10 protein-coding genes are annotated in these 12,561 nt (G+C 56.8%); 7 read left to right on the top strand and 3 right to left on the bottom strand.

What is annotated here, in order from left to right; genetic code table 11:
• Nucleotides 1-854: 854 nt before the first annotated feature.
• From H8S59_RS06285 to H8S59_RS06260, 6 genes are all read left to right on the top strand, one after another.
• Entirely contained in the window at nucleotides 855-1,763 is a 909-nt protein-coding gene (locus H8S59_RS06285) for an ABC transporter substrate-binding protein (protein ID WP_187520848.1), read from the top strand.
• A complete protein-coding gene (locus tag H8S59_RS06280; RefSeq protein ID WP_187520847.1) occupies nucleotides 1,760-3,688 on the top strand; it encodes a response regulator in 1,929 nt (642 codons plus the stop codon). The genes H8S59_RS06285 and H8S59_RS06280 overlap by 4 nt, the downstream gene beginning before the upstream one ends.
• A 220-nt stretch (nucleotides 3,689-3,908) precedes the next feature.
• A complete protein-coding gene (gene fabA, locus H8S59_RS06275) occupies nucleotides 3,909-4,424 on the top strand; it encodes a 3-hydroxyacyl-[acyl-carrier-protein] dehydratase FabA (protein WP_187520846.1) in 516 nt (171 codons plus the stop codon).
• Between the two features lie 11 nt (nucleotides 4,425-4,435).
• The gene (gene fabB, locus H8S59_RS06270) at nucleotides 4,436-5,656 is read left to right on the top strand and encodes a beta-ketoacyl-ACP synthase I (protein ID WP_095096940.1); all 1,221 of its coding nucleotides are present in this window, start codon (nucleotides 4,436-4,438) and stop codon (nucleotides 5,654-5,656) included.
• 140 nt (nucleotides 5,657-5,796) lie between these two features.
• Nucleotides 5,797-6,198, top strand: a complete 402-nt coding sequence (locus H8S59_RS06265; RefSeq protein WP_187520845.1) for an OsmC family protein — start codon at nucleotides 5,797-5,799, stop codon at nucleotides 6,196-6,198.
• Nucleotides 6,199-6,215: 17 nt separating this feature from the next.
• Nucleotides 6,216-7,067, top strand: a complete 852-nt coding sequence (locus tag H8S59_RS06260) for a pirin family protein (RefSeq protein WP_187520844.1) — start codon at nucleotides 6,216-6,218, stop codon at nucleotides 7,065-7,067.
• 100 nt (nucleotides 7,068-7,167) lie between these two features.
• On the opposite strand, the gene H8S59_RS06255 is transcribed toward H8S59_RS06260, so the two are convergent.
• Together H8S59_RS06255 and htpG are read right to left on the bottom strand one after the other, a co-directional pair.
• Nucleotides 7,168-7,899 (bottom strand): dienelactone hydrolase family protein, encoded by a 732-nt coding sequence (locus tag H8S59_RS06255; protein ID WP_187520843.1) that lies wholly within the window; start codon nucleotides 7,897-7,899, stop codon nucleotides 7,168-7,170.
• An 84-nt stretch (nucleotides 7,900-7,983) separates the two neighbouring features.
• Nucleotides 7,984-9,888 carry a molecular chaperone HtpG gene (gene htpG, locus H8S59_RS06250; protein WP_187520842.1) on the bottom strand — a complete coding sequence of 635 codons (1,905 nt, stop codon included), beginning with the start codon at nucleotides 9,886-9,888 and terminating at the stop codon, nucleotides 7,984-7,986.
• A gap of 591 nt (nucleotides 9,889-10,479) precedes the next feature.
• On the opposite strand from htpG, the gene H8S59_RS06245 reads away from it, so the two are divergent.
• A complete protein-coding gene (locus H8S59_RS06245; RefSeq protein WP_087267897.1) occupies nucleotides 10,480-10,737 on the top strand; it encodes a hypothetical protein in 258 nt (85 codons plus the stop codon).
• Nucleotides 10,738-10,857: 120 nt separating this feature from the next.
• On the opposite strand, the gene brnQ is transcribed toward H8S59_RS06245, so the two are convergent.
• Nucleotides 10,858-12,171 (bottom strand): branched-chain amino acid transport system II carrier protein, encoded by a 1,314-nt coding sequence (brnQ, locus tag H8S59_RS06240; RefSeq protein ID WP_095096952.1) that lies wholly within the window; start codon nucleotides 12,169-12,171, stop codon nucleotides 10,858-10,860.
• Nucleotides 12,172-12,561: the final 390 nt, after the last annotated feature.

The raw sequence follows: 12,561 nt of genomic DNA, 5'->3' as shown, positions 1-12,561 counted from the left end.
GTGTACATATCCGTTTCTAGGTTCACGGCTGATATTGGTTGCGCTTTTACAGCGCGTCACTTTTGAAAGGAGCCCAAAAGTAACCAAAAGGCTCATGCCCCACCACTTGGTGCCTCGCCTAGGCTCGGCATGCCCGTAATCCGACATTGCTGCGTGGGGCCGCCGCCACCGGCCATCCATGGCCTGAGGCGGCTAAACCGGCATCCCTGCCGGTTTGCCCCACGCAGCAATATCGAATTCCGGCCGGCGTGGTTTGACGGGGCGCCTAAAATCAAAAGCAGATCAAAAGCAAAGCGAATATACCGGCTTCACCCCGGACCGGTAGGAGCGAACTTGTTCGCGAGACGTCAGCAAGGCCAACGCATTCGTTGTCTGACACACCGCTTCGCAGCCTTCGGCAGCTCCTACAAAGTGTCGGTAAGGTCACACAATCAGGTCGGCTGTCAGGCCGCCGCGCTTTTGATCTTGATCTGAGGCGCCCCGTTAAACCACGCTGGCCGAACGCAGATTCTGAACCGTGGGCAACCCGGCAAGGATGCCGGGTTAGCCGCACCGGGCCATGGATGGCCCATTGCGGCGGCCCACGGTTCAGAATCTGCGGGCGGGTACACCGAGCGACAGCGAGGTGCCGAGTGGTGGGGCAAGAGCGTTTTGCTTACTTTTGTCTGGGCCGGCTTCCGGATCCATCAAAAGTTAGGCGCTGTAAAAGCGCAACCAATATCAGCCATAACCGCGGTAACGGATATGTACACAAAAACCACCCAACCACACCCCGCGTGGCAATAAGCCGTGTCTCGGTTAACATGACGGGCATGAATAGTGCGGTAACCGGACGAACAAGTAGGGACACGGCTATGGCTTTCTCGGGCAGACTTCTGCGCTGCACTGCAATCGCGGCATTCATGTGGGTGAACTGCACAATGGCGTCGGCTGCCGATATTTTGCTGACAGCCGCCAGAACCAGCCCTGGCATTCAGAGCTTTGTGACCGAGTTGAGCCAGCGCCGCCCGAACGACCAGATACGCTTTGTCGAAACCGATAAAATGCCGTCCCCCGGCAATATCAGCGAACACACGCGCCTTGTACTGCTCGACACCGCTAGCCTGGACTGGCGACTGAGCGACAGCGCAGGCCCGAGGACGTTGGTACTGCGCGTCAGTCGAATTCAGGCCCATGAGCGACTGGGTGAAAAGCGCCCGCCTACCTTGAGTCTGCTGTGGAGCGATCCGCCGGTGACTCGCCAATTGCTGCTGATCCGGCACCTACTGCCCGAAGCCAGACAGATTGGCGTGTTGTTCAATAATCGAAGCCAGTTCCTGCTCAAAGAGTTGCGCCATGCGGCACTCGCCATGGGGCTGCGAGTCATTTCCCAGCCGTGGACACCCAGCGCGGAAAACCAGTCATTGCAGCGTCTGCTGATCCGCAGCGACGTGTTACTGGGACTCGATGACCCGGACCTTTACAACGCCAGGACCGCCAAGAACCTGTTGCTCAGCAGCTATGCTCATCAACAGGCGCTGTTTGGACCCAACGCCTCCTTTGTCAAAGCGGGCAGCCTCGCCAGCACCTACAGCGATGAAATCGACTGGCTGAACACCCTTGACTCTCTGCTCGACAAGGCGCCCGAGCAATGGCCGCGCGCGCAATATCCGCGACACTTCAAAGTCATGAGCAATCCGCGCGTGGCTCAGTCACTGGGCATCATCGCCATCGACGATGCAGCAGCGACTATCAGCGTGAGTCAGGCGGAGCAGCGCCCATGAAGGTTGGCCGACACTGGGACATCAACACCCGGACACAGATGATCAGCCTTGGTCCCGCGTTGCTGCTGACGCTGTTGCTGATCTGCTTCTTTACCTTTGTACGTATTCAGGATCTGCGCCAGGAACTCAATCACACAGGCCAGTTGATCGCCAACCAGCTGGCGCCCGCGTCGGAATATGGCGTCATCGTTGGCAACGACGAAGTCCTGAAAAGCCTGATGCGCGCGACGCTATCGACGCCTCATGTGCGCTTCATCGAAGTTCAGGACAGCCTTAATAAGGTTCTGGTGTACGTCGAGCAGCCCGGTGGCGCTGGTGCGCCCCCCAAACAGGTGGAGATCTTTCAGGCGCCGATTCGCTCGCAGCAGATCAGGCTGGGCAAGGATTTCCTCGGCAACCATGAGGACACTGTCAGCGCCGCTCAGGACTATCTGGGCCGGGTGCTGGTCGGCATGTCCAACGAAGCCTTCAGCGAGCGCCAGCAGGAAATCCTGTTCAAGGCCGGGATTCTTGCGCTGTTTGCGTTGCTGTTCACGTTCATTCTCGCAAGACGCCTGGCTTCAAGCCTCTCGCAACCCATCAGTGCAATGGGCGAAGCGGTCAAAGCGATCCAGCAAGGCGATTACCGGACACCGTTGCCCGTACCTGACGACGCGGAACTGGGTGATCTGGCGCGCCATATCAACAATCTTGCGGCTAACCTGGACAAGGCCAGCCGTGAGCAACAGCGCTTCATCGATCAATTGATTCAGGCCCGCGAAGAAGCAGAACGCGCCAACGGCGCAAAGTCGGACTTTCTGGCGATGATGAGTCACGAGCTGCGTACACCCATGAACGGTGTATTGGGCATGCTGCAGTTGATGGAAACAACGCAGATGACTGAAGAGCAGGCCGAATATTCGGCGCTTGCCACCGAATCCACTGAACACCTGCTACGTGTGATCAACGACATCCTGGATTTTTCCCGGTTCGAGCGGCATTCGCTGGAAATGGAAAACATCGCATTCAATGTCGCGGATCTGGTCAGTACCTCCAGTCAGGCCTTCAGCCACGATGCACAGCAACGCAATCTGTCTCTGCAATTGCATATCCAGCCTGGGCTGGATCAGTTGCGGGTCCAGGGCGACCCGACCCGCATCCGGCAGATTCTGGTCAATCTGATTGGCAACGCGCTTAAATTTACCGAACGCGGCAGCGTTGACATTGAAGCTGAGTACGAATCGCTGGATGAGGGGCGCATTTTGTTCGTGTGCCACGTCCGTGATAGCGGAATCGGTATTCATCAGGATCGCCTGGAATCAATGTTCGACGCTTTTCAGCAAGCGGACAGCTCGATCTCCCGACGTTACGGTGGCACAGGGCTGGGTCTGCCCATCGCCCGCACATTGGCCGAACGCATGGGCGGAACGCTACGCGCACAAAGTACAGAGGGATCGGGTTCGCTGTTCAGCCTGGAAATCCCGATGGCCCTTCTGCCCGAAACCATCGATACGCCAGACCGGGCTGAATCCGCAGTCGATACCGATGGTGAGCAACGTAACGTTTTGCTGGTAGAAGATAACGAGGTCAACTGCGCGGTGATTCGCGCCATGCTGCACAATCTGGGTTATCAGGTGGCCGTAGCAAGAGACGGCGCACAGGCAGTGAGCATGGCCGGCAGTGCACCCTATGCAGCGATTTTCATGGATTGCCGACTGCCGGTCATGGACGGCTACGAAGCCACACGCCACATTCGACAATTACCCGGCCTGAGTCAGGTGCCGATTATCGCCCTGACCGCCAATGCATTGCAGGGTGACCGTGACGCCTGTTTACAGGCAGGGATGAGCGACTACCTGGCGAAACCCTTCAAACGTACTGATTTACAGCAGGTTTTGCACAAATGGATTCCCTTTCGGGCAACTGTGACTGGCGATAATTGTTAAATTGCGGCAGTCTTGTCCGCTAAATCGGCCCTGGTGGTCGGCTGGATGGCAAATTTCAGTGCACAAGTGTACTTTCATTTATCTTGTGCTGTGACTTTCACTACAACGCAATAGTCTATGAGTAGGCTGCCGGCAGACCCCTGGCGAGTCAGCCGGCCAGGACTGGCTTGCGGGGCACACGATGCCCCACCCTGCCGCACGAGATTATTGAGGAGCTCGCATGACCAAACATAACGCCTTTACCCGGGAAGACCTGCTGCGCTGCAGTCGCGGTGAGCTGTTCGGCCCAGGTAACGCGCAACTGCCCGCCCCTAACATGCTGATGGTCGATCGGATCACTCACATCAGCGAAGAGGGTGGCAAGTACGGCAAAGGTGAATTGGTCGCTGAGCTGGATATCAATCCGGACCTGTGGTTCTTCGCCTGCCATTTCGAAGGTGACCCGGTAATGCCGGGCTGCCTGGGCCTTGATGCCATGTGGCAGCTGGTTGGCTTCTTCCTCGGCTGGCAGGGTCTGCCAGGCCGTGGTCGTGCACTGGGTTCGGGCGAAGTAAAGTTCTTCGGCCAGGTCTTGCCGACCGCCAAAAAAGTCACCTATAACATTCAGATCAAACGCGTCCTCAAGGGCAAGCTGAACCTGGCCATCGCTGATGGCTCGGTCACTGTCGACGGTCGCGAGATCTACACCGCCGAAGGCCTTCGCGTCGGCGTCTTCACCTCCACTGACAACTTCTAAGGGTTATCCGCATGCGCCGCGTCGTTATCACTGGTCTGGGCATCGTTTCGTGCCTGGGCAATGACAAAGAGACCGTCTCCGCCAACCTGCGTGCAAGCCGCCCTGGCATCCGTTTCAATCCGGAATATGCCGAAATGGGTCTGCGTAGCCAGGTTTCCGGCTCCATTGACCTCAACCTCGAAGAGCTGATCGATCGCAAGATCTTTCGCTTCGTGGGTCACGCGGCAGCTTATGCCTACCTGGCCATGAAGGACGCGATTACCGACTCGGGCCTCACCGAGGAGCAAGTCTCCAATCCGCGTACCGGCCTGATCGCTGGTAGCGGTGGTGCATCGACACTGAACCAGATGGAAGCGCTGGATATCCTGCGTGAAAAAGGCGTCAAGCGCGTTGGCCCATACCGCGTTACGCGTACCATGAGCAGCACGGTTTCCGCTTGTCTGGCCACACCCTTCAAGATCAAGGGCCTGAACTACTCCATCGCTTCTGCCTGCGCCACCAGTGCCCACTGCATCGGTACCGCCATGGAACAGATCCAGATGGGTAAGCAGGACATCGTGTTTGCCGGTGGTGGTGAAGAAGAGCACTGGAGCCAGTCGTTCCTGTTCGACGCCATGGGCGCATTGTCCAGCAAGCGCAACGACACTCCAGAACAGGCTTCCCGCGCTTACGACGCTGACCGTGATGGCTTCGTCATCGCAGGCGGTGGCGGTATGGTCGTGGTTGAAGAGCTGGAACACGCTCTGGCCCGCGGTGCCAAGATCTACGCTGAAATCGTGGGCTACGGCGCTACTTCCGATGGCTACGATATGGTCGCGCCGAGCGGCGAAGGTGCAATCCGCTGCATGCAGATGGCCTTGTCCACCGTTGAAGGCCCTATCGACTACCTGAACACTCACGGCACTTCGACTCCGGTCGGCGATGCCAAAGAGATGGAAGGCGTGCGTGAAGTGTTCGCAGGCAACGCTCCAGCCATCAGCTCCACCAAGAGCCTGTCGGGGCACTCCCTGGGCGCCGCAGGCGTTCACGAAGCGATCTACTGCATGCTGATGATGGAAGGCAACTTCATCGCAGGTTCGGCCAACATTGACGAACTGGATCCGGTTGTCGCTGACATGCCGATCCTGCTCAAGACCCAGGAAGATGCAAAGATCGACCAGGTCATGAGCAACAGCTTCGGCTTCGGTGGCACCAACGCGACATTGGTCATGAAGCGCTGGCAGGGCAAGTAATTCCGTCCTCGCTGTAGATTCAGCTTCAGTCGTGTAAAAAGGCGCCTTTCGAGGCGCCTTTTTTATGAGCACCGATTTTATAGGCCGAGTAACGGCTATGCGGGTAGGATATTTTCCTTTACCTGCAAGCCGAGGCCGCCATGTCTGTCATCGTCAGCACCGTTAGCCCTGACGGGTTTCGCCACAAAATCGATATCAACCAGCAACACGAGGTGTTTACTGATCTGCCTGTCGAGCTGGGTGGCGAAAACTCTGCGCCCTCCCCTCATGATTATTTCGACGCGGCGCTGGCCTCGTGCAAGACACTGACCGTCAAGCTGTACGCGAAGCAACATGACATCCCCCTGACCGGCATCACCGTCAAGGTCACTCACGACGACAACGAAGAAAGACAAGGCAAGTACCGCCTGAACGTCGAACTCTCCCTTGAAGGGGCTCTCAGCGAACAACAGCGCACGGTACTGCACCGTATCGCGGATCGCTGCCCCGTTCACAAGCTGATGACCACCGCCGAGATCAGCATCAGCACCCTACTGGTCTGACTGCCGAGAACTGCCTGATGCTTACCATCAAACCCCGCGCCGAAAACGTGGAAGGCCAGCCAATCCTGCGCCCCTTGCCTTCGGCCAAATGCCGCAGTGTCGGCCCGTTTGTATTTTTCGATCACATGCTGGAGACGGACTACGCGCCGGGCAAAGGCATGGATATTCGCCAGCACCCGCATATTGGCCTGTCGACGCTGACGTACTTGTTCGAGGGCCGTCTTTTGCACAAGGACAGCCTCGGCAGCGACCAGCAAGTCGCCCCCGGAGAGGTCAGCTGGATGACGTCAGGCGCAGCCATCGCCCACATCGAGCGCACGCCCGCCGACCTCATGGCCAGCGGCTCGCGCATGCACGGCTTGCAGGTGTGGCTGGCTTCGCCCAAAAGCCACGAGAGAGGTGAAGGTCATTACAGTCATCACCCGGCCAGCAGTCTGCCGGTTGCTGACACTCCTGGTATTCAGATCAGGATGATTGCCGGTACTGGTTTTTGCCTGACCTCGCCGGTCCCGGTGTTGTCACCGACGCTGTATGCCGAACTGCACATGCAAACCGCGACGACCTTGCAGATACCTGACGAACATGAAGAGCGCGCGCTATACGTGATCAGCGGTGAAGCGTCAGTGGATGCCGAGCCGCTGGAAGCCAGAACGCTGGTCGTGCTTGAGCGAGGGCAGATGGTAAATCTGTGTGCGGAAAGTGAGTGCCACGCGGTACTGATCGGCGGCGCACCACTGGACGGGCCACGACGCATGAACTGGAATTTTGTCGCCAGTGATACGGCACTGATCGAACAGGCAAGAACCCGCTGGGCAGGTGGCGACTGGCCAACAGTGCCGGGGGAGATTGGCAGGATTGAGTTGCCGTAACACCACGGCAGGAGCGAACTTGTTCGCAAGGTTGGGCCTGCGTATTCAGGCACATCGCCTCGCGAACAAGTTCGCTCCTACCGTTATTCAGTCTCTCGTGTCAGCCTTTGAACACTTCATCCAGCAGGTTATGCATCGACACGAAAGCGCGCTTGGCGGTCTTTTCGTCGTACTGCATCATGCCCGGTGTTTGCGCGTGAGGGTCGGTGAACGAATGCACGGCCCCGCCGTAGCTCAGCAATTGCCAGTCCACACCTGCGGCATTCATTTCAGCTTCGAATGCTGGCAACTGCTCTTTCGGTACCAGTGGATCCGAAGCACCGTGCAGCACCAATACCGCACCCTTGATGTTTTTCGCATCAGCCGGGTTCGGCGTGTCCAGCGTGCCATGGAATGACACGGCTGCTTTCAGGTTAGCGCCAGTACGCGCCAGCTCAAGAGAACAGCAACCGCCGAAGCAGAAACCGAAGGTAGCGACTTTATCAGCGTCAACCGGCGCATCAGTCTGGGCCAGCAATTGATCCAGAGCGGCCTGCATGCGCTTGCGCAGCAGTGCACGGTCATCTTTGAGCGGCATCATCGCCGCGCCAGCCTGATCGTTGTTCTGTGGGCGCGTACCTTGACCGTAAAGGTCGGCCAGGAACACTACATAACCCTGTTCTGCGACTGCCTGAGCAATTTTCTCGGCGCCTTCAGTAACACCCATCCAGTTAGGGGCCATCAGCAGACCGGGACGTGACGACGCGTCACCCGAGTCGAATACCAAACGGCTCTCGTAAGGCTGACCGTCGATCTGGTACACCACTGAACGCACAGAAACGTTGCTGCTCATCGTTGACTCCTCAAGTAATGAAAGACAAATGGGTGGAGCACAATCAGAAAACCCGCCGAAGCGGGTTTTCTTTGACTCGGAATATTAAACCGACAACTCGACCAGTAACTTGTTCAGACGGCGCACGTAAGCCGCCGGATCCTTCAAGCTATCACCGGCTGCCAACGCAGCCTGATCGAACAGGATGTGCGACAGGTCGCCAAAGCGCTCTTCACTCTGCTCGGCATCCAGCTTGCCGATCAGCGGATGCGCCGGGTTGAATTCGAAGATCGGCTTGGAATCCGGAACCTTCTGGCCGCTGGCTTCGAGGATCTGACGCATCTGCAAGCCCAGATCAGCCTCGCCAATGGCCAGGATCGCAGGAGAGTCGGTCAGACGATGGGAAACCCGAACTTCGCTGACAGATTCGCCCAGCGCTGCTTTCAGACGTTCGACCAGACCTTCTTTGTCCTTGGCGATTTCTTCCTGGGCTTTCTTGTCCTCTTCGGAGTCAAGCTTGCCCAGATCCAGATCACCGCGTGCCACATCAACAAAACCTTTGCCGTCGAAATCGCTGAGGTAGCTCATCAGCCACTCATCGATACGGTCGGTCAGCAGCAACACTTCGATGCCTTTCTTGCGGAAGACTTCAAGGTGCGGGCTGTTCTTGACCTGTGCGTAGGTTTCACCGGTGAGGTAGTAAATCTTGTCCTGACCTTCCTTGGCACGAGCCAGGTATTCGGCCAGAGAAACGACTTGCTCGCCGCCCTCTTCGTGAGTCGAGGCGAACCGCAGCAGACCGGCGATTTTCTCTTTGTTGGCGAAGTCTTCTGCAGGGCCTTCTTTCATGACCTGACCGAAGTTCTTCCAGAAGCCTTTGTATTGCTCAGGCTCGTTTTTCGCCAGTTTTTCGAGCATGTCCAGGACACGCTTGGTCAGCGCCGACTTCATCGAATCGATGATCGGGTCTTTCTGCAGAATTTCACGGGAAACGTTCAGGGACAGGTCATTGGAATCGACCACGCCTTTGACGAAACGCATGTAGAGCGGCAGGAACGACTCAGCCTGATCCATGACGAACACGCGCTGCACATACAGCTTCAGGCCACGGGGCGCTTCACGCTGATACAGGTCGAACGGCGCGCGAGCAGGCACATACAACAGAGAGGTGTATTCCAGCTTGCCTTCGACCTTGTTGTGGCTCCAGCTCAGCGGGTTCTCGAAGTCGTGGGCGACATGCTTGTAGAACTCCTGATATTCCTCGTCCTTCACATCGGTACGGGAACGGGTCCAGAGCGCGCTGGCACGGTTGACGGTTTCCCACTCAACAGCCGGAGCCTCTTCGCCTTCGGCAGCGGCGGATTCTTTCGGCAGCTCGATCGGCAAGGCGATGTGATCGGAGTATTTCTTGATGATGTTGCGCAGACGGTAGCCGTCCGCAAACTCGTCTTCACCGCTCTTGAGATGCAGGACGATACGAGTACCGCGCTCGGCCTTCTCGACGTTGGCAACTTCAAACTCGCCTTCGCCTTTGGAAGACCAGTGCACGCCTTCGCTGGCAGGTGTGCCAGCACGACGGCTGAATACTTCAACCTGATCGGCAACGATAAAGGCCGAATAGAAGCCCACACCGAACTGACCGATCAGGTGCGAATCTTTTTTCTGATCGCCAGACAGGTTTTTCATGAAATCAGCGGTACCGGACTTGGCGATGGTACCCAGATGGGTGACCACGTCGTCACGGTTCATACCGATGCCGTTGTCTTCCAGCGTGACGGTTTTCGCTTCCTTGTCGAAGCTCACGCGAATTTTCAGCTCCGCGCCGCCTTCAAGCAGGTCCGGCTTGGACAGTGCTTCGAAGCGTAGTTTATCGACGGCGTCAGAGGCGTTAGAGATCAACTCGCGAAGGAAGATTTCCTTGTTGGAATACAGCGAGTGGATCATGAGGTGCAGCAGCTGCTTTACCTCGGTCTGGAAGCCCAGGGTTTCCTTTTGAGTTTCCACACTCATGGTCATCAAACTCCAATCAGATGGCATAAGCCGCCAGACACAAGCCGGAACCGGTGTCTGGCGGCGGGTTGTCATCAAAGTGGGGGCTGGGTCTCGGATTTCAAGGGCCTGCCTGATTCGATCTACAAGTCTTCTATTTTGAAATGCGCTCGCGCTGTGGCAATCAGCTCTACAGCGAGGGGAAGCAGCGATCGCGACATTCGCAATCCGTATCAATGGCGAGCGTGCTCAAACAGAGGACAAGTGTGCGCTTGAGGCACACATGCACAACGCCCGCATTCGGCCCTCCTATGATTTTCTTGGAATAACGCAGCGCCTGCGTGATGCCATTTGCTTCCACACTGAATCATTGCACTGCAGATGCCTGGCAGAGCCCGACGCGGAAAGAAAACCCCCGACCCGCTCAAACACAAGGCTTTCACTCGCAAAGCGTGCGACCCGTTTTATATTTTTATCTAAAGTTACCCTGGCGCCGCACAGCCCTTGATTGTGCGCCTGACATACAAATTCAATTCGCGAAAAAAGAGGTGGAACTTAACTTAACACGCAGGGCTCTTAGGCTCGTAGATATTCAATAAGGAGAAACACCCCATGCGCAATACTTTAGCTTATGCCTTGATGCTCTCTGCCACCTTGGGCCTTGCCGCTTGCGACAAGAAATCCGAGAACACTCAACAAGATGCGAACAAAGCAGCTCAAGAATCTCAGGAGTCGATGCAAAAGGCTCAGGACAAAGTGAACGACGCGGCCAAAGAAAGTCAGGAAGCCGCTCAGAAGAATGCCGAAGCGGACGCACAGCGCGCTCAGGAAGCTGGCAAGACGACTCAAGATCCAGCGACCACCAAGTAAGCCGAAAAGTTTCCCCGACTTTTCATATAATAAAGCCCGCCATGAGCGGGCTTTATTAGTTACACGTTTAATACACTCGCCTGTCGATATTTTTCCGAACGTTTATCTCATGCCATTAGATCAGGCCAGTGCCTCGTTACGCTTGCCGATAACCCGATCAAAGACAAACGCGACACACAGAACAATGACTGCAGGGATCAGCCAGGCCAGACCTTGCTCACTCAGAGGCAAATTGCTCAAGGCATGAGGCAAGTAATCTGTGAAGCCGGCGCCTTTGACCGCATCAATTAGGCCGAACACAAACGCGACCAGCATCACCGGCGCAACCATACGGCCTTGGGAGTACCAGAAGCTTTTGCAGAAACTCAGCGCGACCAGAACAATGCAGGGCGGATAAATAGCCGTCAGTACCGGAATCGAGAACAGAATCAGCTTGGTCAGGCCCAGGTTCGAAACCAGCAACGAGAATGCCGCCAGAATTATCACCAGAGTCTTGTATGACAGCGGCAATACCTTGGCGAAATACTCGGCACAGGCACATGTCAGGCCCACAGCAGTGACCAGACAGGCCAGCGAGATGAGCACCGCGAGGAAGCCACTCCCCAGCGAACCGAAGGTATGTTGCACGTAGGCATGCAACACAGCCGCGCCATTGCTCGCCCCCGCTGCAACGGCATGACTGCCGGAGCCCAGACGGAACAGACTGATATAAACCAGTGCCAGCCCAACACCCGCAATCAAACCGGCAATGATCGCGTACCGGGTAATCAACTGCGGCGATTCAACGCCTCTGGAACGAATGGCATTGACGATGACAATACCGAATACCAGCGCGCCCAGGGTATCCATGGTCAGGTAGCCATTGATAAAGCCCTGGGAAAACGGCGCAGCGACATAAGCTGGCTCAGCAACACCGATATCTCCTGCGGGCAGCGCGAAAGCTGCAATTCCCAGCACCGCCAGCGCGATGATTTTCAGCGGCGCCAGAAAGCGCCCTACTGTGTCCAGCAAACGACCTGGGTAAAAAGACACCCAGAGCACGATCAGGAAGTACACGAGACTGTAAAGAAACAACGCTGTCGCGCTGTCCCCCGTCAAGGGCGCGAGACCGACTTCGAAAGAGACAGTCGCTGTGCGTGGCGTGGCAAACAGCGGGCCGACGGCCAGATAACAGACAGCGGCGAGAACACTGCCAGCGACCTTCCCAATCGGACTACTCAGCGCATCCATTGCCCCACCGACCTTGGCCAGTGCGATGACGGTGACCACTGGCAGGCCAACCGCAGTAACCAGAAAGCCCAGCGCCGCCATCCACACGTGCGGCCCGGCCTGCAGGCCTACGATGGGCGGGAAGATGATGTTGCCAGCCCCGACGAACAGGGCAAACGTCATGAAACCCAGTGCCAGGATGTCCTGACCTTTCAACACTTTCATTGAGAAAACCACACTTCAGAATCGGAATTGGAGGGCGATTTCCCGTTGAGTGGGGGAAATTCATGCCGGTCCTTTTAGGACGAGCCGCTGTGCAACGGCTCCTTGTGAGACCCGCGATGCACAAAATGGCGGCTAGCCTAACCAATTTGCGTGTTTATTGCACTAATAGAGGGCGAAGCGGCCGATGAACGCACAGTTGGGGGTCGAAGTGTCGGCATCAATTTCTATGTCGGGATTTTTGTGTACATATCCGTTACCGCTTTCACGGCCACTATTGGTTGCGCTTTTACAGCGCCTCACTTTTGATGGATCCGGAAGCCGGCCCAGACAAAAGTAAGCAAAACGCTCTTGCCCCACCACTGGGTGCCTCGCTGTCGCTCGGCATACCCG

It is taken from the genome of Pseudomonas folii, assembly GCF_014357575.1.
GTDB lineage: Bacteria > Pseudomonadota > Gammaproteobacteria > Pseudomonadales > Pseudomonadaceae > Aquipseudomonas > Aquipseudomonas folii.
Note: the sequence above shows the minus strand (reverse complement) of the source record. Positions and strands in the feature narration are given on the sequence as shown.